24 protein-coding genes and 1 riboswitch are annotated in these 21,442 nt (G+C 38.3%); of the genes, 17 read left to right on the forward strand and 7 right to left on the reverse strand.

The genetic code is table 11. The features are described from left to right. Positions 1-12 precede the first annotated feature (12 nt). From A6754_RS09595 to A6754_RS09605, 3 genes are read right to left on the reverse strand one after another with little or no spacing between them, the layout of a single operon-like run. On the reverse strand, positions 13-1,671 hold the full coding sequence (locus tag A6754_RS09595) for a b(o/a)3-type cytochrome-c oxidase subunit 1 (protein WP_066444345.1): 1,659 nt from the start codon (positions 1,669-1,671) through the stop codon (positions 13-15). Next, the gene (locus A6754_RS09600) at positions 1,668-2,147 is read right to left on the reverse strand and encodes a cytochrome c oxidase subunit II (protein WP_066444348.1); all 480 of its coding nucleotides are present in this window, start codon (positions 2,145-2,147) and stop codon (positions 1,668-1,670) included. The genes A6754_RS09595 and A6754_RS09600 overlap by 4 nt, the downstream gene beginning before the upstream one ends. Positions 2,148-2,170: 23 nt before the next feature. After that, the gene (locus A6754_RS09605) at positions 2,171-2,320 is read right to left on the reverse strand and encodes a cytochrome c oxidase subunit 2A (protein WP_066444351.1); all 150 of its coding nucleotides are present in this window, start codon (positions 2,318-2,320) and stop codon (positions 2,171-2,173) included. A 382-nt stretch (positions 2,321-2,702) separates the two neighbouring features. After that, positions 2,703-2,804: riboswitch (purine riboswitch) on the forward strand. A 137-nt stretch (positions 2,805-2,941) separates the two neighbouring features. On the opposite strand from A6754_RS09605, the gene A6754_RS09610 reads away from it, so the two are divergent. From A6754_RS09610 to A6754_RS09640, 8 genes are all read left to right on the forward strand, one after another. Continuing rightward, positions 2,942-3,541 (forward strand): xanthine phosphoribosyltransferase, encoded by a 600-nt coding sequence (locus tag A6754_RS09610; RefSeq protein WP_066444355.1) that lies wholly within the window; start codon positions 2,942-2,944, stop codon positions 3,539-3,541. Continuing rightward, a complete protein-coding gene (locus A6754_RS09615; protein WP_066444356.1) occupies positions 3,538-4,851 on the forward strand; it encodes a nucleobase:cation symporter-2 family protein in 1,314 nt (437 codons plus the stop codon). The genes A6754_RS09610 and A6754_RS09615 overlap by 4 nt, the downstream gene beginning before the upstream one ends. 174 nt (positions 4,852-5,025) lie before the next feature. Beyond that, complete coding sequence (locus A6754_RS22945) at positions 5,026-5,172, forward strand: hypothetical protein (RefSeq protein ID WP_180320206.1); 147 nt, start codon at positions 5,026-5,028, stop codon at positions 5,170-5,172. A gap of 179 nt (positions 5,173-5,351) precedes the next feature. Continuing rightward, complete coding sequence (locus A6754_RS09620) at positions 5,352-6,434, forward strand: type III polyketide synthase (protein ID WP_066444359.1); 1,083 nt, start codon at positions 5,352-5,354, stop codon at positions 6,432-6,434. A 5-nt stretch (positions 6,435-6,439) separates the two neighbouring features. Next, complete coding sequence (locus A6754_RS09625) at positions 6,440-6,973, forward strand: isoprenylcysteine carboxyl methyltransferase family protein (RefSeq protein ID WP_066444361.1); 534 nt, start codon at positions 6,440-6,442, stop codon at positions 6,971-6,973. A 370-nt stretch (positions 6,974-7,343) separates the two neighbouring features. Continuing rightward, positions 7,344-10,982 (forward strand): dynamin family protein, encoded by a 3,639-nt coding sequence (locus A6754_RS09630; RefSeq protein WP_066444364.1) that lies wholly within the window; start codon positions 7,344-7,346, stop codon positions 10,980-10,982. Positions 10,983-11,085: 103 nt separating this feature from the next. Beyond that, positions 11,086-11,931: a sulfurtransferase gene (locus A6754_RS09635; protein ID WP_066444367.1), complete on the forward strand. Its 846-nt coding sequence runs from the start codon at positions 11,086-11,088 to the stop codon at positions 11,929-11,931. A 368-nt stretch (positions 11,932-12,299) separates the two neighbouring features. Beyond that, positions 12,300-13,190, forward strand: a complete 891-nt coding sequence (locus A6754_RS09640; protein ID WP_066444369.1) for a 5'-3' exonuclease — start codon at positions 12,300-12,302, stop codon at positions 13,188-13,190. A 64-nt stretch (positions 13,191-13,254) separates the two neighbouring features. Here A6754_RS09640 and sspL read toward each other — a convergent pair whose 3' ends face one another. Beyond that, positions 13,255-13,392, reverse strand: coding sequence for a small, acid-soluble spore protein L (gene sspL / locus A6754_RS09645; protein ID WP_066444372.1), 138 nt, complete (start codon positions 13,390-13,392; stop codon positions 13,255-13,257). A gap of 98 nt (positions 13,393-13,490) precedes the next feature. Here sspL and A6754_RS09650 point away from each other — a divergent pair, with 98 nt between their 5' ends. Further along, the gene (locus A6754_RS09650; RefSeq protein WP_066444376.1) at positions 13,491-13,952 is read left to right on the forward strand and encodes a divergent PAP2 family protein; all 462 of its coding nucleotides are present in this window, start codon (positions 13,491-13,493) and stop codon (positions 13,950-13,952) included. Between the two features lie 60 nt (positions 13,953-14,012). Continuing rightward, positions 14,013-14,294, forward strand: a complete 282-nt coding sequence (locus A6754_RS09655) for a DUF6123 family protein (protein WP_066444380.1) — start codon at positions 14,013-14,015, stop codon at positions 14,292-14,294. 136 nt (positions 14,295-14,430) lie between these two features. On the opposite strand, the gene A6754_RS09660 is transcribed toward A6754_RS09655, so the two are convergent. Both A6754_RS09660 and A6754_RS09665 read right to left on the reverse strand, forming a co-directional pair. Next, positions 14,431-15,339 carry a DMT family transporter gene (locus A6754_RS09660; protein ID WP_066451538.1) on the reverse strand — a complete coding sequence of 303 codons (909 nt, stop codon included), beginning with the start codon at positions 15,337-15,339 and terminating at the stop codon, positions 14,431-14,433. Continuing rightward, entirely contained in the window at positions 15,339-15,746 is a 408-nt protein-coding gene (locus A6754_RS09665) for a reverse transcriptase-like protein (RefSeq protein ID WP_066444383.1), read from the reverse strand. Before A6754_RS09665 ends, A6754_RS09660 begins: the two co-directional genes overlap by 1 nt. A 115-nt stretch (positions 15,747-15,861) precedes the next feature. On the opposite strand from A6754_RS09665, the gene A6754_RS09670 reads away from it, so the two are divergent. Together A6754_RS09670 and A6754_RS22345 are read left to right on the forward strand one after the other, a co-directional pair. Beyond that, positions 15,862-16,518 carry a ribonuclease H family protein gene (locus tag A6754_RS09670; RefSeq protein ID WP_066444385.1) on the forward strand — a complete coding sequence of 219 codons (657 nt, stop codon included), beginning with the start codon at positions 15,862-15,864 and terminating at the stop codon, positions 16,516-16,518. A 20-nt stretch (positions 16,519-16,538) separates the two neighbouring features. After that, the gene (locus tag A6754_RS22345) at positions 16,539-16,715 is read left to right on the forward strand and encodes a zinc-finger domain-containing protein (protein WP_082851656.1); all 177 of its coding nucleotides are present in this window, start codon (positions 16,539-16,541) and stop codon (positions 16,713-16,715) included. A gap of 78 nt (positions 16,716-16,793) precedes the next feature. On the opposite strand, the gene cspD is transcribed toward A6754_RS22345, so the two are convergent. After that, positions 16,794-16,994, reverse strand: coding sequence for a cold-shock protein CspD (gene cspD / locus A6754_RS09675; RefSeq protein WP_057771282.1), 201 nt, complete (start codon positions 16,992-16,994; stop codon positions 16,794-16,796). Positions 16,995-17,275: 281 nt separating this feature from the next. Between cspD and A6754_RS09680 the strand changes: the two genes are divergently transcribed. The 5 genes from A6754_RS09680 (at position 17,276) to A6754_RS09700 (ending at position 21,332) form a co-directional block, all read left to right on the forward strand. Beyond that, on the forward strand, positions 17,276-17,569 hold the full coding sequence (locus A6754_RS09680) for a hypothetical protein (protein ID WP_066444388.1): 294 nt from the start codon (positions 17,276-17,278) through the stop codon (positions 17,567-17,569). A gap of 238 nt (positions 17,570-17,807) precedes the next feature. Then, positions 17,808-18,743: a metal ABC transporter solute-binding protein, Zn/Mn family gene (locus tag A6754_RS09685; RefSeq protein WP_066444389.1), complete on the forward strand. Its 936-nt coding sequence runs from the start codon at positions 17,808-17,810 to the stop codon at positions 18,741-18,743. Positions 18,744-18,755: 12 nt separating this feature from the next. Continuing rightward, positions 18,756-19,505: a metal ABC transporter ATP-binding protein gene (locus A6754_RS09690; RefSeq protein WP_066444391.1), complete on the forward strand. Its 750-nt coding sequence runs from the start codon at positions 18,756-18,758 to the stop codon at positions 19,503-19,505. A 10-nt stretch (positions 19,506-19,515) separates the two neighbouring features. Next, the gene (locus A6754_RS09695) at positions 19,516-20,448 is read left to right on the forward strand and encodes a metal ABC transporter permease (RefSeq protein WP_066444394.1); all 933 of its coding nucleotides are present in this window, start codon (positions 19,516-19,518) and stop codon (positions 20,446-20,448) included. Beyond that, the gene (locus tag A6754_RS09700; protein WP_066444395.1) at positions 20,445-21,332 is read left to right on the forward strand and encodes a metal ABC transporter permease; all 888 of its coding nucleotides are present in this window, start codon (positions 20,445-20,447) and stop codon (positions 21,330-21,332) included. The genes A6754_RS09695 and A6754_RS09700 overlap by 4 nt, the downstream gene beginning before the upstream one ends. Positions 21,333-21,442: the final 110 nt, after the last annotated feature.

The following is a 21,442-nucleotide window of genomic DNA, read 5'->3' on the forward strand; positions in this document are numbered from 1 at the left end:
TCTATTTTTGCTTTACCAGAGATTGTTATATCCTTTTGAACCAGGCGGCGCATTTTGAATAAGGTCAATAAATGGTATGGTATAAGCGAATAAAATTAATAAAACGGTAATACCCATCCAAATTTTCCAGTTTTCAAAAACCATAGGAGCCGGTTCAGCATGAGTGGACATTTCACCAATAGGGAATTCCTCTTCTCCTTTTGGAGCAAAGAATGCAAGATTCACAAAGATATAGAGCATTAGAATAATCGCTAAAAATAGAATGGAACCGCCGACTGCTTGTGCGACTTGATAAGGAATCCATTCAGCGGCTTGCGGGGCACCACCGTATTCAGAAAAAGCAGAGCGGCGCGGTGCACCTAACAACCCGGCAGCATGCATGGCGCCGGACATAAACGTCATTCCAATTGCCCAGAGCACACCTTGTATAAGAGCTAATTTATTGATCGCTTTTGTTAATACACGTCCAGTTAAATGCGGTACTAGCCAGAAAGTGATTCCAAAGAACGTTAATACAACTGCGGTTGCTAGTGTTAAATGAAAATGTCCTGTTACCCAGATCGTGTTGTGAACAACCTGGTTCATCTGGTTGGAAGCATTAATTAATCCTCCTGCACCAGCAGGGATAAAAGAAAGCATTCCGATAAATGGAACAGCGAAGCGTGCATCTCCCCATGGCAGCATTTTAAACCAGCCAAATAAGCCTTTTGCTCCTTTTGAGCGCCCAAATGTCTCAAAGGTTGCAAAGAGTGAAAAGGCTGTCATCAATGACGGAATAACGACTAGGAATGTTAAAACAACTTGTAGAAATTTCCATGCGGCGTCAATTCCCGGTTCTAATAACTGATGATGAAACCCGACAGGTATGGAGAAAAGCAAAAACAAGATAAAGGACATACGTGCTAAAGAATCTGAGAAAATCTTGCCGCCAATGATTTTTGGAATGATAACATACCAGGCCATATAAGCCGGCAATAACCAGAAATAAACAAGCGGATGTCCAAAATACCAGAATAATGTACGGCTGACACCGACATTAACGGTTTCAACTAATCCAAGAGACCATGGAAGAAGCTGAATCAAAACGGTTGCAGCTACACCAAGAGTCGCAACAATCCACATTAACACATTCACAAGAGCCATAAATGTGAGCAGCGGACTAGGTGTACCTGGATTAGCACGGCGCCACTCGGCATATTTCATAATAATAGCAGCACTTCCCAGCCAGCTGCCGACAACGACTAATGTTAATCCAAGATAAAACAGGAAGTGAGCCTGAAGCGGAGCGTAGAAGGTGTAAAGCACGCTAGCTTCATTTAGAAGAATCATAACTGCAGCCATCACTGTTCCAATTGTCATTAACCAGAAACCAATCCATGCGATGGTTCGCTGTTTAGTTGTAAATGTTCCGGCTGTTTTACTTACACATGCCTGCATAAAGCCCATGATGAAGAATGTGGTTAATACAAGACCCAAAACAACACCGTGAACAGTTAAAATTTGATAATAGCCAATCCCTGCCGGCAATTCGAACCTGCCTGAGCGTACAAGCACCTGCAATAATCCTGCAAGTCCTCCTATTAATAAAGCAATAAAGGCAACATAGATCTGTGCCATAACCAATTTGCCGTCACGGCGGTCAACTTTCAGTTTGTCTGCTGAGTTGATCATGATTCAACCACCTCGATTTTGGAAGTCATTAAATGGTGTCCAGCACCACAATATTCATTACAAAGAATTAAGTATTCACCGGTCTTATCAAATGTTGTGATATGTTCACTGATATAGCCTGGCTCAAGCATCATATTGATGTTTGTGCCTGCAACTTCAAAACCGTGGATGACATCCTTAGTGGTTGCAATAATTTTTACTGTAGCTCCAAATGGAATTTCTACATCACCTGGATTATAGTTAAATGCCTGTGCAACAAAGACAAGCTCATAATCCCATGCTTTTCCTTCAACTTTTTTTAAGCCAGGTTCATTAAATGGTGCCTGTGTTTCAACCTTTTCTGGATCAATTGTCGCTAAACAGCTAGGAGGCTGGTTTCCAAGGTAGAATGCGCTTACACCTAAAACTGTCAGAAAAACAAGCAATGTCCCGACCCCAAAGATTAGCCAAACTTTTTCAAACTTATGCATATGCATGGCTATTTTCCCCTTTCAACTTCTTAAAAACGATCTAAAAATAAAAAGAACACACCTACCCATGAAACAATTAGAAAGAAACCTAATAAGAATACGGAAGCTAACGTCCCTTTAAGAGAAGATCTATCTTCCACTTCTGTTTTTACATTTTTCCTGAGTTCCGTTTTCGCCACCTTCGTCCACTCCTTTCAAAGCTTTGAAAAATGAATGATTACAACTCCATCATACAAGACTAAATGTTAGAATCTAGATAGATTTCACTAGTTCACAAACTGTTCATTGGTAATATTTTCACTATGTTTATGTTGTAAAATTGATATATCAGTGATATATGTCACAATACAGATCGTTAAATTGTGAATAAAATGTGAAGAAGAAAAACAGAAACCAGATATGATAAAAAGGAAGCACGCAGCGCGGGTAATTAGAGCGCTATGATAATTATCACAGTTGAAAATATGACAAACACGAATATTCGGATTATTTTAAACTATAAAGTTCGTAAAATAATCGATTTACTATTGAAATCTTCATTTGCGGTGTTATAATGTTAATACAATTAAAAAATGAATCATTCATATAATAGCAGGGATATGGCCTGCGAGTTTCTACCGAATCACCGTAAAGGATTCGACTATGAGTGAGCAGAAAATAAGAGATAACTCTCTTATTTTATTGTCTTTTCCGATGAAAACCTAAAGGCATTGCTTCACTCAACTTGTGAAGCAATTGCTTTTAGGTTTTTTTTATTAGGCAGATTTCATTTAAAATACATAGACAACAGGGGGAGAACGATGGAGAGACTTAAAGCAAAAATCGAAGCAGAAGGAAAGGTATTATCAAGTTCGGTACTGAAAGTTGACAGCTTTTTAAATCATCAAGTAGATCCGCATTTGATGATGGATATTGGAAAAGAGTTTGCATCCCGTTTTAAGGATGCAGGCATAACAAAAATTTTAACGATTGAATCTTCTGGTATTGCTCCATCTGTTATGGCAGGATTGCATTTAAATGTGCCGATCGTTTTTGCAAGGAAAAAGAAGTCACTGACTCTAACTGAGGATTTGATTACTTCGTCCGTCTACTCTTTTACTAAACAGGAAACAAACGAAATTTCGGTTTCGAAAAAGTTTTTGCAAAGTAACGATACCGTGCTAATTATCGATGATTTTCTTGCCAATGGTCAGGCTGCAGAGGGACTTGTTGAGATTGTTAAAAAGGCAAATGCAGCTGTTGCCGGAGTGGGAATTGTCATTGAAAAAGGTTTCCAGGGTGGAGGTAAATTATTGCGTGAAGCAGGAATTAGAATCGAATCTCTCGCAATCATTGAATCTCTTGAAAATGGGGAAGTCACATTTAGAAATAAAGAAGAATTGGAGGAAGTGACACGATGAAACAGAATTCATTTAAAATCGCATCATTAGGCATTCAGCATGTGCTTGCCATGTATGCTGGTGCAGTCGTAGTACCGCTAATAGTGGGCGGTGCGCTTGGTTTAACAGGGGAGCAGCTAACCTATCTTGTATCAATTGATATCTTAATGTGCGGAGTCGCAACGATTTTACAAGTATGGAAGAATAAATTTTTTGGTGTAGGTCTGCCTGTTGTATTAGGCTGTACGTTTACAGCAGTTGCCCCAATGATTACCATTGGCGGCGAATATGGAATTTCCGCTATTTATGGAGCCATTATTGTTTCTGGATTATTTGTTTTACTTATTTCTACTGTTTTCGGAAAGCTCGTACGATTCTTTCCGCCTGTTGTGACTGGTTCTGTCGTAACCATTATTGGTATTACTTTAATTCCAGTAGCTATGAATAACATTGCTGGCGGTGAAGGCAGCGCTGATTTTGGATCACTTGAAAATATTGGTTTAGCTTTTGGGACATTGCTCTTTATCATTATCTTATATAAATTTTCAAAAGGCTTTATCCGTTCAATTTCTATTTTATTAGGACTTGGAGCAGGTACTCTGGCTGCATTTTTCATGGGTATGGTTGATTTTACGGAGGTAGGAGAAGCTTCCTTGCTTCATATTCCGGCACCATTTTATTTTGGAATGCCAACATTTGAACTATCTGCTATCTTAACCATGATTTTAGTCGCAATGGTCAGCTTGGTTGAATCAACTGGGGTTTACTTCGCACTTGGCGATATTTGTGAAGAAAAACTGGATGAAAAGGATTTGGCAAGAGGATATCGTGCTGAAGGTTTGGCGATCGTGCTTGGCGGATTGTTCAATTCATTCCCATATACAACTTATTCTCAAAACGTCGGTCTTATGCAATTGTCTGGCGTCAAAACTCGCAATGTCATTTACGTCGCTGGCGGATTGCTTGTATTGCTTGGGCTTGTTCCGAAAATTGGTGCTCTGACAACAGTCATTCCGTCATCTGTTCTCGGCGGTGCAATGGTAGCAATGTTTGGAATGGTTATTGCTTACGGAATTAAAATGTTGAGCCAAGTGAATTTTGCTTCTCAAGAAAATCTTTTCATCATTGCTTGCTCAATCGGGATGGGTCTTGGTGTAACGGTTGTGCCTGAAGTATTTGCTGAAATGCCAGCTGCTATCAGCGTTCTAACAGAAAACGGAATCGTAGCAGGCAGCTTAACAGCTATTCTATTAAATCTGATCTTTAACGAATTTGGCGTTAAAAAGTCAAAAGTAAAAGAGACAGAAATAGAAGTGCAGCAGGCTTCATAATCGCATCAAATAGAGGAATGCAGGAAAATGAAACGCGATTATCTTAACCTACTTATTTCGTTATATCCGAAAACTTTTTTTCTATTACAATTTTAATAATTTTATCCATAGTAAGCATCATTTCGTCAATATACGAATATAATATCTCACAATCTTCTAGAATGTGGGGTTCCTATGGAAAAATATTATTGTGATTATTGCAGGCAATTATACAATGAACCAATCTTGTGTGAGAAATGCAGCACACCTGTCAGTAAAAAAATCAAAATTGATGTACAGAATCAATCATCAGATAACTGGAAAAGATTATACAATGAATAGAAGGTAAGAAGGATTTATAATAAAAGAGCACAACAACTCCTTCAAAACATTCGCTCCGTCCATATTGGGCGGAGTTTTTTTATACACGAAATACCTGCTTAACTTAACTTATTATCGCAAATGAATAATTTTAAGTGGTTTGGAAAAATTAACCGCATTGGAGGAAAAGGAGCGGTTATATGCCATCAATTATTTCAGTTGCTGAGGCAAGTCCAAAGCAGGTCGTCCATCAGAATGAAGTGATGAATTTTGCGAGAGATTTGTTCTCTGAATCCTATAAAGATATTGAAAGATTATTAAAAGTGTTTCAAAATGGCCAGATTGAAAAAAGGCATTTTGCAAAAGACTTGAATTGGTTTAAAAAAGACCATACATTTCAGGAAAAAAATGATGCTTATATAGAATGTGCAGTTGAATTGGGGGCAGAAGCGATGAAAGCCTGCCTCACCAGCAAGGAATTTTTGGTTGAGGATATTCCTTTTGAAGAAATAGATGCGATTTTTACCATTTCAAGTACAGGCATTGCTACACCAAGCATTGAAGGAAGAATCATGAACATCCTGCCCTTTTCCGAACATACGAAACGAATCCCAATTTGGGGTCTTGGATGTGCAGGAGGTGCATCGGGATTAGCGAGAGCTTATGAATATTGTATTGCATACCCAAAAGCAAAGGTGCTTGTGCTGACGATTGAGTTATGCAGTCTTACATTTCAGCGGAATGACTTTTCAAAAAGCAATCTGGTAGGGACTTCTCTTTTTGCCGATGGTGTTGCTTGTGTGCTTGTGACTGGGGATGAAGGAAAACCTTCTAATTTAATGAAGAAATCAGCACCCAGAGTGATTGCAACACAATCTACTACCATGAAACATTCAACAGATGTGATGGGCTGGGATGTTAAAAATGAAGGATTATATGTCATTTTCTCAAGAGATATCCCTTCGATTGTTGAAAAATGGCTTAAACCAAATGCTCTTGGATTCCTGGAGAATAATCATATAAAGCTGGAACAAATTACTCATTTTATTGCACACCCTGGCGGCCGAAAGGTAATAGAAGCCTATCAGGAAGCACTTGATTTCAATCCAGAGATGACTCAAACATCCCTTCAGGTGTTAAAAGAATACGGAAATATGTCCTCCAGTACAATTCTCTATGTGCTGAGAAGGTTCATGCATAGCGGAAAAAAAGGAGATATAGGGCTTGCAGCTGCATTGGGACCAGGCTTTAGCTCCGAATTGCTGTTGCTGGAATGGAGTTGATCATAATGAACGTGTTTTATATCGTCTTTAGCTTAATTGTGCTCCAAAGATTATGCGAGCTTTTCGTTGCAAAACACAATGAAAAGTGGATGAAAGAAAGAGGAGCTTTGGAATTTGGACAAGCTCATTATCCGTTCATTGTTCTCCTGCACACCGCTTTTTTTATTAGCTTGCTTGGAGAAACGGTGTTTTTGGAAAACTCGGTTTCATCTCTCTGGAAAATCTTATTGCCGATGTTTATTCTTTTGCAGGCAGGAAGGATATGGGCGCTTTTTTCATTAGGGCGCTATTGGAATACAAAAATTATTGTGTTGCCTAATGCAGAAGCGGTTCGAAAAGGTCCATACAAGTGGATCAAACATCCGAATTATGTCATCGTAGCATTAGAATTAATGGTCATTCCTCTCTTATTTCAGGCATATATAACATTTGTACTGTTCACTTTATTAAATATTGGGATGATGATGATCCGCATTCCAGCTGAGGAAAAAGCTTTGCTGAATCTTGCAGGAGAAAATCGCCTGTTAGAGAGAGAGTAAAATGTGTGAAAATTTCATGAACATATTGAAAATGATTCTCGTTCTATGTTAGAATCCTAATTGAGGTTGAAAATTATTATCAATAAAGGATTTTAATAAGGAAGGTGTTGTTACATATGACAGCAGTCTTAGTTATTGGCACCATCGCCGCATATTCGATCGTAATGAAACACGTATTAAACAATGTAGTGAAACCAAACATATAAGAAATACAAAACCAGGGCTGGAAGTAAAGTCCTGGTTTTTTTATTGTCTAATTTTATAGGCCTATTTTGAATGTAAAAAGTTTGAAAAATCAAAAGACATACATAGGAAAAGTGATAAAAATCATATACAATAATAACAATACAGATGGCAAGGGGAACTCAAAATGATTCAAACGGATCTTCAGCAGTTAGACAAAAATCAATTAATAGAACGAATTACCTCATTTTATCAATATTTTCATGATAATGCTGATGTCAAAACAGCAGAAAGAGCGAAAGACCTGGCTCAAAAACTTCAGAAGGAAGAGTATGCCATAGCGTTTTGCGGCCATTTTTCTGCCGGGAAATCAAGCATGATCAATTCTGTTGCAGGGGAGAACCTTCTTCCTTCAAGTCCGATTCCAACGAGTGCTAATTTAGTGAAAATTAAAGCAGGCGATGACTATGCAAAAGTGTATTTTAAAAGTGGTGCGATTAAGCTTTATGAAGCTCCATATGATTATGAAAAAATAAAAAAATACAGCAAAGATGGAGATCAAATTCAATCAGTTGAGATAAGTCATTCTCAAACATCACTACCTGCCCATGCAATTGTTATGGATACACCTGGTATTGATTCAACGGATGATGCCCATCGGATCGCAACGGAATCAGCGATGCATCTGGCTGACGTCGTTTTTTATGTGATGGATTATAATCATGTTCAAGCTGAATTAAATTTCTTGTTTACTAAAGAACTTGTTAACGCCGGGAAAAAGGTGTATCTAGTTATCAATCAAATTGATAAGCATAGAGATGAAGAGCTTAGCTTTGAACAGTTTCAAAATGGTGTGAGAGATTCGTTTGCATCATGGGGAGTTATTCCCTACAGGATTTTTTATACGACCTTAAGAGAAAATGATCACCCACATAATGAATTTACCGATTTACAGAACAATCTGCAGAATTTATTAAAAGATGGAAGAAAGCAGCTGCCACAGTCAATTTATCATTCTTTAGAAAAATTAATGAAGGATCACCATATATGGCTTGAGGAACAAAACGCGGATCAATTAGATTCATTTGAGCGGGTGTTAGCAGCTTTAAATGAAAGTGAGCGAGCGCTCGTTCCCGAAAAGCTGCAGGAAATAAATAAGATCATCGATGAAAAAAAGAAAGCGGCTACAATAATTGAAGCTGACTTAAATGACCAGGTAGATGAAATTCTTAAAAGTGCTTATATGATGCCGTTTCAGACAAGAGAACTCGCTGAAAACTACCTGCAGGCAGAGCAGCCTGATTTTAAAGTTGGATTGTTTTTTTCCAAACAAAAGACTATGGCTGAAAAAGAACAGCGGCTAACACAGTTTTATGATGACTTTTCTGATAAGGTAAACGCCCAGATTAATTGGCATCTGCGTCAGTTTTTGCAAAAGACACTGAAAGAACTGGAAATCAATAATGATACTCTTTATGAACAGGCCCAGCAGTTTGAAGTGAAGTTTGATAAAAGCCTGTTATCAAATACCGTTAAGACCGGCGCAAGATTATCTGGTGATTATGTGCTTCAATATACCAATGATGTTGCCGAGACTATTAAAAAAATCGCAAAATCTGAGTATCGCTTAATGAAAGATCAAATTATAACTTCTATTAAAAAGAAGGGTGAAAAACAGCTTCTTCAACTATCTTCAGATCTTGCTGAACTAAAACGCTATGATGGAGCCATAAAGGAAATACACACAGTGAAAGAACAATTAAAGCAAGCAAAGTCCTATATGAATGAACTTTTAACTGGAGCAGCTTCCCCAGACAATATTCAGATCACATGGGCTGATCTTATAGCAAATGAAGAAGCAAATGTAGAAATTGTTACTGAAGAATATACAATAAAGGAAGAAAAGGAACACCCTAAAAAGGTAATAGATCTGCCTGAAGCAGAAAAAGACGCAGTTAGTAAGCAGGATACATCAGCATTGGTTGAAAAGCTTTTGCATACTTCAACTTTACTTGCTGACGTTCCTGGGTTTAAAACCATATCAGAGCAACTGATCATAAAAGCAGACCGAATTAAAAATCAGCAGTTCACCGTAGCACTTTTTGGAGCCTTTAGTGCAGGGAAATCTTCTTTTGCCAATGCATTAATAGGCGAGAAGGTTCTGCCGGTTTCACCAAATCCCACCACTGCAGCCATTAATAAGATTATGCCAATTGATACAGACCATGGGCACGGAACTGTTTTGGTATATGTAAAAAAAGAAGACATCCTCGCTCAGGATATTAATGAATCTTTAAAGGTTTTTGGTTTGTCTGCATTCAATTTGAGTGATGCTCTGCAGAAAATTGATAAGATTTTTCAGCCTGAACAACAATTTGAGGCATATGAGAAAACACATTTTGCCTTTTTAAAAGCATTTTCACAAGGTTTTTCAGAATTTCAGAACAATCTTGGGGAAATGATCACAACCAATCTTAGCGAATTAGCAGATTATGTTGCGAAAGAAGAGAAATCCTGTTTTGTTGACTTAATAGAAGTGTATTATGACTGCCCGCTGACAAGAAGCGGTATTACTCTTGTTGATACACCAGGAGCAGACTCAATTAATGCCCGTCATACAGGAGTGGCGTTCAACTATATTAAAAATTCTGATGCAATCCTTTTTGTTACGTATTACAATCATGCTTTTTCAAAAGCGGACAGAGAATTTCTCATTCAGCTTGGCCGTGTAAAGGATTCTTTTGAGCTTGATAAGATGTTTTTTATCGTCAATGCCATTGACCTTGCTAACAACGAGGATGAGCTTGAAGATGTTCGGACATATGTTGAGGAACAGCTGACTCAATATGGTGTGCGCCTTCCTTCCGTTTATGGTGTATCAAGTCTGCAGGCGCTAGAGCAAAAGAAAAATAATAGGTCATTACATGAGGGAATGCAGCAGTTTGAAGAGCGTTTCTATTCATTTATACATCATGACCTCATGAACATATCAATCTTAAGTGCTAAACGTGAACAGGAAAGATCAAAAGAGCAGCTTCAGGCATTTATTTCATCTTCCATGGAAGATCAGTCACTAAAAGAGCAAAAAATTCAAGCTTTGGCTGAAGAGCAGCAGCGCATGCAGCAGCTTCTCAAAGAGCAAAGAACAGATCTTCTGCAAAAAAGATTTGCTCAAGAAGCCGATGAGCTAACCTTTTATATAAAACAGAGAGTATTTTTAAGATTCAATGACTTTGTTAAAGAATCTTTTAATCCATCCTTGCTGAAAGATGATGGAAGAAATTTAAAACGTGCATTAGAAGCAGCTTTAGAAGACTTTCTAAAAAGCTTTGGGTTTGATTTTGCACAAGAAATGAGGGCCACATCTTTAAGAGCAGAAGTTTTTATAGGAAAAATACTGCAGGAGCAGTATGGACGTTTAATGAATGAAATGAAAGAAATCAATCAAAATATCTCTTTTACTTCATTTGAAAAAGCAAAGTTTGAACCTATAGAATTTACAACTGCTTTCTCTGATCTGGATCAGCAGATGTTTAAGAAAGCATTATCGTATTTTAAAAATCCTAAAGCATTTTTTGAAAAAAATGAACGGAAGCTTTTGGCCGAAGCATTACAGACTGCAATGGAGGATCCTGCGCTTGCCTACTTACAGAAGGAAGGAGAGCGGCTGAAAGATCATTATCATCCGCTGCTGGCTAATGAATATAGCCGTTTAGCAGACTCAATGATCGAGCAAACAAGTGAATATTATAACGGCTTACTTTCTGCACTTTCTAACCAATATCCAATAGAAAAGTTATATGAAATTGAAAAGCAAATTTCATAATTTTTAGAGGGGTTTTGAAATCAAAATCCCTCTTTCTAATAAGCTTTTTGGTAAAATGACAGCATATTGCACATGAAACACTGGAAATGGAGGAGGAGTTCAATTGAGAACAATTGATGCTAACTGGCTTAAACAGCACTTGAATGATGAAAAACTCGTTATCGCAGATTGCCGATTTAATTTAAGTGATCCGGAGGAAGGTGAAAAATTATATAAAAACAATCATATTCCTGGTGCGCTTTATTTTGATCTGGAAAAGGATTTATCAGCTCCAGTTCAGCAGCATGGCGGAAGACATCCATTGCCGCCAATGGATCATTTTATCGGGTTATTGGAGCGTTCGGGCATTGACCGAACCACAACTGTTATCGCATACGACGGCGGGCAAGGTGCTTTTGCTTCGCGTTTATGGTGGATGCTTACATATGTCGGACATGAAAAGGTTTATATTTTAAATGGCGGTTATGAAGATTGGAAGAAACAAGATGGTGTTGTAACTGACGAAATTCCAACTCCAGCACCTGTCAGCTATAGTCCGGCCTACAATCATGACATGATTGCTACATACAAAGAAGTAAAGGAAGCTGTCAGAGAAAAGCCAAATAATATAGTAATGATCGACTCACGTGAGGAGAAAAGATACTTAGGAATAGAAGAGCCAATAGACAAAAAGGCAGGAAGAATACCTGGCGCCATAAACAAAGTTTGGTTTGAAGGACTGGAAAATGGAACCTTTAAAAATACAAAAGAACAGCAAAAAAGATTCACAGACATCGACCCTTCTAAAACACTAATCGTCTACTGCGGTTCAGGCGTCACAGCCGCACCAAACTACATTGCCCTAAAAGAAGCTGGCTTCCCACATGTCAAACTATACCCAGGCAGCTTCAGCGACTGGATTTCATATGAAGAAAATGAAGTGGAAACGGGACCATTTAAAGGACTTTGATAGGGTCAATTGTAAAACGGAAGCTTAAAGAGAAGTAAGTATATTTGCTTTATTAAGCACATTGATTTTGTAATAAGAAAAGAAACTTACGATTGGAACGGAATGGTGCGAGACTCCCGCGGGACGAGTGGGGAGCTGAGACCCCGCAGGCGCGCCGAGGAGGCTCAGCTTCCTCCCCACGGAAAGCGAGAGTCCGCAGCGCAATGGTACGGGCTGGTTATAATACCCCTATCATGACATTGAATTCGTATTTTAGACATAGTATTATAGTTTTTTTAACCTGTTTTGGCATTTTATATCCAGTTTTTATAGAACATCTTAACCTATGCTATAATAGTATCTACGCAGTTTTCCAAGGAGGAATACAAATGAAAGAAGATAAATCTACTCTACTATTAGTCGACGGAATGGCCCTTTTATTCAGAGCCTATTTTGCCACAGCAGTCAGCGGTCAATTTATGATCAATTCAAAAGGAATCCCAACAAATGCAGTCTACGGCTTTGTAAAACACTTTTTAACGGCTATGTCTTCATTTAACCCAAGCCATGTAGCTGTGTGCTGGGATATGGGCAGCAAAACATTTAGAACAGAAATGTTTGATGGCTATAAATCTAACAGACCAGAGGCTCCAATTGAACTTCAGCCACAATTCGAACTGGTAAAAGACGTGGTAGAAGCGTTTGATGTTCCCAACATCGGATTATCAGGCTACGAAGCAGATGATTGTATCGGCACCATTGCAAGAAGTGCTTCCAAGGAATGCAATGTTATAATCTTGACTGGTGACCAAGACATTTTACAGCTATTGGATGAACAGATCTCAGTTGTTCTTCTCCAAAAAGGATATGGTAATTATAAAGTGCATACAAAAGATACATTCTTTGAGGAAAAAGGCATTACACCGAAGCAGATGATTGATTTAAAGGCATTTATGGGGGATACAAGTGATAACTACCCTGGAGTAAAGGGAATCGGCGAAAAAACAGCATTAAAGCTGCTTCAGCAGTACGAGCATATTGAAGGAGTTCTTGCTCATTTAACAGAGCTTCCAAAAGGGCAAAGAACGAAAATTGAACAAGATCTGGAAATGCTCCACTTAAGCAGGCAGTTAGCGGAAATTAAATGTGATGTCCCTGTTACATGCACACTTGAACAATCACTCTATAAAATTAATCGTGAAAAAGTTCTTGCTAAATTTACAGAAGTTGAATTCCGCGGTCTTCATAAATTGATACAGGAAGAACAGCAATACGCATAATATAAATTCCGTGATAGAATACGGAATAGAAAAGGCCGACGAGTGATCGGCCTTTTTACTTACTTTATTTTGTGTTTTTCTTCTTCGCTGCATTCTCAAGCTTGCTTTTAGGCTCCTCAGAAAATTCAGCGTCTTGACCGTAGCCTTGCGGGTTTACACCAGATGCTTTTGTACCACGATTATCATTGCCTCTTCTGCTCATATCTTCATTCACCTCTCTTTTATGATCGATGTTTAGTAGTATGACCGAAAAGGAATAATTACACTACACAAACTCCAAAATAAACAGGAGGTGATGATATGAATAAAGGAGTTTACATAGCACTCTTAAGTATCGGACTTGCTCAAGGGTTAAAAATTCCGATCCATTATGCAAAAGAGAAAGAATTGAGGCCAGAACTCTTTTTTCAAACAGGAGGGATGCCTAGTTCACATTCAGCTGGAGTATCCTCTCTGACAACATTCATTGCATTACAAAGAGGAGTTCCTACAGTTGATTTTGCGTTATCCCTAGTATACGGACTTATTGTTATGTATGATGCACAGGGTATACGCCGTCAAACTGGCGAACTAACATTAAAGGTAAATAGCCTTGGTGAACTAGTTGATAAAATTAATGCAGATGATACAGTTGAATTTAAAGAGGAAAAGCCAAAGAAGCTAAAAGAAATGCTGGGACATCAGCCTCAAGAGGTAATTGGTGGAGCGATACTCGGAGTTATTACAGGTACAATCGGCTATTATTTGACCAAAAAAAGGTAGATAATTGTCGAAATTTACGGTAATATTTGAGGAGGAATGCTTTGTCAATTAGGGAGAGGAATGAATATGACTGTGAAAACAGTGGAAGAATATGTTCGTTTTTTAGAAAGCAAAGGCTTTCAGCTGAAGGAAGATGCCATTGGTTTTATCTACTTCGGCAAGCATTATACGAATGCTGGGGATGAACTTGTGAATGCCGCTTTAGAACTTACTCTAAAAATACAAAAGTCATTTGATGGCAGTTTTTATATGTCCTTACTTGAAATGCTCACAACTCATGGTATAAAAAATAGGCAGGAAGCTATACAATTTGTAAAAGAAAAGCATTTGCTTGCCATATAATTGAATAAAGACTAAGAAGGCGTGCAACCACACGCCTTTTCTTTTTTATCCATGTGCCATAAGACCTTTAACAGAACAGGTCCTGAGCCGATATTTAAGGCTCATTTTTAAAATGTTGAGTGAACAATAAAGATCTTTAAGCTTCGAGCTGTGCTTTCTTGCTTTTTTTCGGGATCTCAGCAAAAATCATCCCGGCAAAAATGAATCCGCAGCCAATAATGGCGGTTGAAGCTAATCGTTCATCATTCCATAAATAGCCTGCTAAAGCTGCAAAAACCGGTTCAGTCGCAAATATTAGCGCAACTCTTACTGGTGTTGTATATTGCTGAAATGCTGTTTGTGCTAAAAACGCAAGAGCAGTAGCAAATACGGATGTAATCATGAGCGCCATTATAACATCCATATTAAACATAATGGATGGGTTAAGAACAGTTTGCCAATCTTCTGTCGCTATAGAAAAAATCATAGAGAGCAGAGAAACAAACATCAGTTGCACAATCGTTAAAGGAAGCACGGCATGCTTGCTGCTGTATTTTCCGGTCATAATAATATGCATGGCAAAGCCAATTGCGCATATAAATATGTAACCATCACCGATATTCAAGGTAACGGTATCCGTCATAGTCAGTAAATATAATCCTCCTGCAGCAACGATAGCACCGATAAGAGCGTTTCTGCCTGGGTTTAATTTGAATAGCATCCATGAAAACAAGGGCACAAGCACAACGCTTAAACCAGTAATAAAGCCTGCTTTTGAAGAAGTGGTATATAGAAGACCGACTGTTTGAAAAGCATAACCAATAAATAACCAGAATCCAACTTTCATTCCTGCAATAATCAATTTTTTATTGAAATGGCCAGGTTTGCTTCTAGTAAAAACAATATGTATGAGGAATAATAATAATCCTGCTATAAAAAATCGGATTGCATTAAATGTAAAAGGCTCTAAAAAAGCAATCGCATTTTGGACGACAACAAATGTCAGGCCCCATACGAAGGCTACGAGCAGAAGTGAGATGTGGGCAACACTATGTTTATTATTTATCACTGTTCAATATCCTTTGTATTATTTTTCCGGATGGCAGCGCGAGCCAAATCATCAGCACTTTTATTTTCAGAGCTAGGCACCCATTTTATAAAAAAAAGCGGAAGCTGCTTGCTTAACAGTAATGCCTGTTCTAATAATGGGGAATATCTTTTATTTTTTACAAATTCTTTCTCCATTGCAGCGTTAACAAGCTGTGAGTCGGTGCGAAATGAAACCGTCTGATAATTTTTCTGAATACAAATTTCCAGAGCTTTTATTAACGCATGATATTCTGCTTCGTGATTCTCCATAATACCTAATGGAATCGAGTGCCTTTCAACATTGCCATTGGCTTTTATAAATATGCCCGCACCACTGGGTCCAGGGTTCCCGGCACTTGCTCCGTCAATATATACTTCAATCATTCATGATCCTCCATCAAATCCTGTAAATTATGTAAGCTAAAAATAAGTGTATCATAAAAGTATGACCACCTAAACTACATGATTTGCTTCAAATTAGGAAGAAAGGATAAAATAAATGAAATATAAATTAGAATGGAATTATAAATTAAAAGGAAGTTCAAATGTATTTTTTACATCAGATTGGCTGACAGGTGAATTGGCTCTTTTAACAGGAGAAGAACTTACTAAGTCTGGCCGGGCTTCAGATATGGTATATTATGATGAACGCGGTACATCCTGGACGTTAAAGGAACTGGGAAAACTGCTGGAAGAAATTGAGGAAGAACCCCATGATATCGTCGTTTATTTTGATGGGGGCTATGATAAACAGGAACAGCTGGCAGGATTAGGGGCTGTGATTTATTATAAACAGGGCAAAAAAAAATACCGTCTGCGTGCAAATGAATTGCTCCATGAGATTGATGATAATAACGAAGCTGAATATGCAGCATTTTATTTTTGTGTTAATATGCTTGAAGAAATGGGTGTCCGCCATATGAGCTGTGAATTTAAAGGTGATTCCCAAGTCGTATTGAATCAGCTGGCTGGCGAGTGGCCGTGCTATGAAGAAAATTTAAATCGATGGCTTGATCGTATCGAAGCAAAAATAAAGAAGCTTGGATTAATACCAGCATATTCGCCGGTGGGAAGAAATGAAAATAAAGAAGCAGATAAACTTGCCACTCAAGCAATTGAAGGGAAAAACATCCACAGCAAAATGCAAATGATTTAAGGAGCGGAGGTGTAAAGGTTATGGAAAGAAAAAAAGTGATCCAAGAGGCAGAATCCATTATGGAAACATATTGTAAAGGCTGTTTCTTGCATCAGCATCATAAAGAGGAAAAAGGAAGGCGCTTTGCACACCGCTTCTGCATCACACAATGTACAGTGGGGAAGAAAATAAAATCAATTGGAAAAGGATTGTGCTGATTTCCTGAAAGTAAAATAAAATGAATGTTTAAAATATGACAAAAGGCTGGCACAAGGCCAGCCTAGTTTATTATAAGATTATAGTTTTACTACGTTAGCAGCTTGAGGTCCGCGATTTCCTTCAACGATTTCGAAAGAAACTTCTTGACCTTCTTCTAAAGATTTGAAACCGTCACCTGTAATAGCTGTGAAGTGAACGAATACATCGTCTCCGCCTTCAACTTCGATAAAACCAAAACCTTTTTCATTGTTGAACCATTTTACTTTACCGTTTTGCATGTTAACTTTTCCTCCTAAACCTTAAAAGACACTCTAGTGCCTAAGATAAATATTATCACTCAACTTAAACATATTGCAAAATAAATTGTATATATTCTGTTAAATGATGATTATAATATACACGAATGCCTGCCCGCAGTCAAGGTTCAAGATCGCAATAATTGGAAAAAAACATAAAATAGTAACAAAATTTAAAAAATAATATTTTTAAAGAAATAATACATAAAAATCATCCTTCCTCATACAAATATTTTAAACTCTGAGAAGAGGGTGAGAGAAAGATGTTCAGGTTTTCAATCGATGATTTAGAATGGATTTTAAGATTTTCTCCAAACTTTCATCTTGATGAAGATATTAAACAAGCAATAATCAACTCTATTCGGCTGATAGGAAAAGAGATCCTGGCATACTCTCATGGCGATTCTTTTATTATCATGAATGATCGAGTTGGGTTAATTGTGTTTCATGTTGAAAAAATCCCCTCTCACATCCTAACCGTATCAAATGTTGTCAGTATGAATCGCTTTTATGTGCTTGAACATATGACGATCACTCCTTATAAAAAGAATGGTTAAAAGCAGCAAAGTACTTATAAAAGAATAAGGTTCTAATGTGAAAATCGGCTAATGCCGATTTTTTTTTGCTTTTGAATTGACAAATATCTGAAAAGAGTTAAAATGTTGCACTAAGGAAACATTTATTGCTTAATAAAAAAAACATGTCTTATGTTAAAATGTGTGCACTAAGCATAAATTTGTGCATATACTCATCTAAGGCTGAACTAAATAATTTCCAAAGGGAGATGGGGAGAAAATGAAAAAGCTGTTAGGGTTAACAATTGCAATGCTTGTAATGGTTTTGGCGGCGTGTTCAGGTGATTCAGCATCGGAGGATTCAACACAATCAGACGGTGAAAAGCTAACTGTGACAACAACAATTGGGCAGATAGCTGATGGAGTGAAAAATATTGGCGGAGACAAAGTGGAAGTTATTAGTTTAATGGGACCTGGAACAGATCCTCATCTTTATAAGGCAACACAGGGCGATATCGCGAAGTTTGAAGAAGCAGATGTTATCTTTTATAACGGATTGCACCTAGAAGGTAAAATCTTAGAAGTCCTTGAAAAAATGAATGCTGATAAGCCAACTTACGCAATTGCTGAAAATGTCAGTGAGGGCGAATTGCTGGAAGATGCCGAAGATCGTTCAGCTGCTGATCCCCATGTATGGTTTGATATCGATCTTTGGAAGCAGGCCTTAAACAAGATTGAAGAAGGTCTTATAGAGGCAGACCCGGATAATCAGGCATTTTATGAAGAAAATGCTCAGAAATATTATGCTGAATTGGATGACTTAAAAGAATTTGCTGCAGAAGAAATGTCAAGCATTCCTGAAGATCAACGAGTTCTTGTAACAGCTCATGATGCATTTGGCTACTTTGGAAATGCTTACGATATGGAAGTAATGGGTTTACAAGGCATCAGCACAGAATCTGAATATGGTCTAGGGGACGTACAATCTTTAGTAGATACATTAACAGAGCGTGAAATTAAGGCTGTATTTGTTGAGTCCAGTATTTCTGAGAAATCAATTAACGCTGTTATTGAAGGAGCAAAAGACAAAGGGCACACAGTAACGATTGGCGGAGAGCTATACTCTGATGCAATGGGTGAAGAAGGTACAGAAGAAGGAACGTATATTGGCATGTATAGACATAATGTTGAAACGATTGCTGATGCGCTGAAATAAGGAGTGGAAATGATGAATCCAGTCGTTGTAAAAGGATTAACTGTCGCATATCAAGAAAAGCCGGTACTAAAGGATATAAACTTTGAAGTGCCGGAAGGAAAGCTTATTGGAATTATTGGGCCAAATGGAGCGGGTAAATCAACGTTAATAAAAGCCATTTTAGGGTTAATCCCTAAGGCGGCAGGACAGATTCAAATCTACAACAAACCGTATCGGGCGAAGGATCGGGTTGTAGGCTATGTGCCGCAGAGAGGATCTGTTGATTGGGATTTCCCGACTAATGCACTTGATGTTGTGCTGATGGGCAGATATGGTCATGTTGGCTGGTTTAAAAGACCAGGCAAAAAAGATGAAGCTTTTGCTCTGGAATGTTTAAGGAAAGTCGGAATGGCTGATTTTGCAGACCGCCAAATTAGCCAGCTTTCAGGCGGGCAGCAGCAGAGAGTATTTCTTGCTAGAGCACTGGCACAAGAGGCAAAGGTTTACTTTATGGATGAACCATTTGTAGGTGTCGATGCAGCAACCGAACGTGCGATTATTGATTTACTAAATGAGTTGAAAGAACAGGGGAAAACAGTGCTTGTTGTTCATCATGACCTGCAGACTGTAAAAGAATACTTCGATCATGTTCTGCTTTTAAATGTTGAAGCAATTGCGTCAGGTCCAACAGAAAGCACTTTTACAATGGAAAACCTTCATCAAACGTACGGTGGGAAGCTGGCATTTTTAGAAAAAGGCCAGATGATAGCAGAACAAAAATGAGGTGCCTGTAATGAGTGATCTGATGAATATGGTTTTGAATAATGCTAATACACAATGGGTACTGCTCGCCACAATGCTATTAGGCATTGCGAGCGGTGTCCTTGGCAGCATCGCTTTATTAAGGAAACAAAGTCTAATTGGAGATGCCGTTGCACACGCCGCTTTGCCGGGAATATGTATTGCCTTCATGCTAACAGGGGAGAAATCATTGCTTGCTCTGCTGATCGGCGCAACCATTACAGGGCTTTTAGCAGCCTACTGCATTCAATTTGTTATCTCCAATTCCATTATTAAAGAAGATACAGCCATCTGTTTAATTCTCTCCGTCTTTTTTGGCTTTGGCATTGTGCTGTTAACAAAAGTAACGCAATCTCCCGCAGGCAATAAAAGCGGATTAAGCGATTTTATTTTCGGGCAGGCAGCATCACTTGTTGGCAGTGATGTTAAAATGATGGCCATTACAGCCGCTGCATTAATTGTCATCACTGCCTTAATCTTTAAAGAGTTAAAGGTACTGACATTTGATCCGGAATTTGCAAAGGGACTTGGCCTTCCGGCTGGATTTCTTAATCTGGTATTTTTATCTTTATTGGTGGCTGTCATTGTGATCGGTATTCAGGCAGTAGGTGTTATTTTAATGGCAGCATTGCTTATTACTCCTGCAGTTGCTGCGCGCTATTGGACGGATTCTTTAGGTAAAATGATTGTTATATCCGGAATCTTTGGAGCGATCTCGGGTGTAGCTGGCACATTAATCAGCACCTTGGGAGAAGGCCTTGCTACCGGACCGTTTATTGTTGTAACAGCAACGGCATTATTCTTATTCTCTATGTTCTTTGCACCAGGAAGAGGCATTGTAACGAATGCCATTAAGAGACAAATAAATCATAAGAAGATTAATAGAGAACTGACAATGCAAAAGGAAAGAGGCGAGTACCTATGAGTTACGAGGCATGGATCATTCTAATCGGATCAATGGCTGGCATTACTTGTGGAATTACAGGCTGCTTTCTCATTTTGCGGAAACTTTCAATGCTGGCGGATGCCATTAGTCATACAGTTTTGCTTGGGATTGTGCTGGCCTTTTTAATAAGTCAAAGCATGAATGGAATTTATATGCTCATTGGAGCAGCAGTTGTTGGACTGTTAACAGTTGTTTTTGTTCAGCTGCTCCACAGCAGCGGTGTACAGGAGGATGCCTCCATCGGGGTGGTATTTACGTTCCTATTCGCAATAGGTGTTATATTAATCACCCTCTATGCAGGTGATGTGCATCTTGATGTGGATCATGCACTAATGGGAGAAATCGCATTTGTGCCATGGGACACAGTGCAAATTGGTTTTCTCCCGGAACTTCCTAAGGCGTTCTTAATGTTATCGGCAGTATTGCTGATCGTTCTGGTTATTATTTTCCTTTTCTATAAGGAACTGAAAATTACCTCTTTTGATCCTGCTATGGCCGCTGCAATTGGAATCCCAGTACTATTCATTCATTATTTGCTGATGGGAATGGTTTCTCTTACAACAGTCGCATCCTTTGATAGTGTCGGTGCTATTCTCGTTGTTGCCATGCTGATTGCACCAGGGGCTTCTGCCTATTTATTAACAGATAAAATGAGTGTGATGCTTATCTTAAGTGGAGTGTTTGGAGTAGCTGCAGCTATAATAGGATATTATGCTGCTATGCTGTTTAACGTATCCATCTCAGGAAGCATGGCCGCAGTCAATGGAATATTATTTGCTCTCGTCTTCTTCTTTTCTCCAACAAAAGGGTATCTATTTAAAAAATTCGCATTAAAAAAAGTGAAATATGGCTCCGAACAATAAGGTTATATAAGAATAATAGTTTAATTGGAAAGAACGACAAAAAATAGTCGTTCTTTTTTACTTTCTCTTCAGCTCAATTACAGGTAAAATAGAAACTATTATTAGAACAC

The sequence above is a fragment of the Cytobacillus gottheilii genome, from assembly GCF_001636345.1.
GTDB lineage: Bacteria > Bacillota > Bacilli > Bacillales > Cytobacillaceae > Cytobacillus > Cytobacillus gottheilii.

What these genes read in the sequence shown, in the direction of transcription:
- A6754_RS09595 (WP_066444345.1), bottom strand. Translation starts at nt 1,671, where the DNA reads ATGATCAACTCAGCAGACAAACTGAAAGTTGACCGCCGTGACGGCAAA.
- A6754_RS09600 (WP_066444348.1), bottom strand. Translation starts at nt 2,147, where the DNA reads ATGCATATGCATAAGTTTGAAAAAGTTTGGCTAATCTTTGGGGTCGGG.
- A6754_RS09610 (WP_066444355.1), top strand. Translation starts at nt 2,942, where the DNA reads ATGGAGAGACTTAAAGCAAAAATCGAAGCAGAAGGAAAGGTATTATCA.
- A6754_RS09615 (WP_066444356.1), top strand. Translation starts at nt 3,538, where the DNA reads ATGAAACAGAATTCATTTAAAATCGCATCATTAGGCATTCAGCATGTG.
- A6754_RS22945 (WP_180320206.1), top strand. Translation starts at nt 5,026, where the DNA reads ATGGAAAAATATTATTGTGATTATTGCAGGCAATTATACAATGAACCA.
- A6754_RS09620 (WP_066444359.1), top strand. Translation starts at nt 5,352, where the DNA reads ATGCCATCAATTATTTCAGTTGCTGAGGCAAGTCCAAAGCAGGTCGTC.
- A6754_RS09625 (WP_066444361.1), top strand. Translation starts at nt 6,440, where the DNA reads ATGAACGTGTTTTATATCGTCTTTAGCTTAATTGTGCTCCAAAGATTA.
- A6754_RS09630 (WP_066444364.1), top strand. Translation starts at nt 7,344, where the DNA reads ATGATTCAAACGGATCTTCAGCAGTTAGACAAAAATCAATTAATAGAA.
- A6754_RS09640 (WP_066444369.1), top strand. Translation starts at nt 12,300, where the DNA reads ATGAAAGAAGATAAATCTACTCTACTATTAGTCGACGGAATGGCCCTT.
- sspL (WP_066444372.1), bottom strand. Translation starts at nt 13,392, where the DNA reads ATGAGCAGAAGAGGCAATGATAATCGTGGTACAAAAGCATCTGGTGTA.
- A6754_RS09650 (WP_066444376.1), top strand. Translation starts at nt 13,491, where the DNA reads ATGAATAAAGGAGTTTACATAGCACTCTTAAGTATCGGACTTGCTCAA.
- A6754_RS09655 (WP_066444380.1), top strand. Translation starts at nt 14,013, where the DNA reads ATGAATATGACTGTGAAAACAGTGGAAGAATATGTTCGTTTTTTAGAA.
- A6754_RS09665 (WP_066444383.1), bottom strand. Translation starts at nt 15,746, where the DNA reads ATGATTGAAGTATATATTGACGGAGCAAGTGCCGGGAACCCTGGACCC.
- A6754_RS09670 (WP_066444385.1), top strand. Translation starts at nt 15,862, where the DNA reads ATGAAATATAAATTAGAATGGAATTATAAATTAAAAGGAAGTTCAAAT.
- A6754_RS22345 (WP_082851656.1), top strand. Translation starts at nt 16,539, where the DNA reads ATGGAAAGAAAAAAAGTGATCCAAGAGGCAGAATCCATTATGGAAACA.
- cspD (WP_057771282.1), bottom strand. Translation starts at nt 16,994, where the DNA reads ATGCAAAACGGTAAAGTAAAATGGTTCAACAATGAAAAAGGTTTTGGT.
- A6754_RS09680 (WP_066444388.1), top strand. Translation starts at nt 17,276, where the DNA reads ATGTTCAGGTTTTCAATCGATGATTTAGAATGGATTTTAAGATTTTCT.
- A6754_RS09685 (WP_066444389.1), top strand. Translation starts at nt 17,808, where the DNA reads ATGAAAAAGCTGTTAGGGTTAACAATTGCAATGCTTGTAATGGTTTTG.
- A6754_RS09690 (WP_066444391.1), top strand. Translation starts at nt 18,756, where the DNA reads ATGAATCCAGTCGTTGTAAAAGGATTAACTGTCGCATATCAAGAAAAG.
- A6754_RS09695 (WP_066444394.1), top strand. Translation starts at nt 19,516, where the DNA reads ATGAGTGATCTGATGAATATGGTTTTGAATAATGCTAATACACAATGG.
- A6754_RS09700 (WP_066444395.1), top strand. Translation starts at nt 20,445, where the DNA reads ATGAGTTACGAGGCATGGATCATTCTAATCGGATCAATGGCTGGCATT.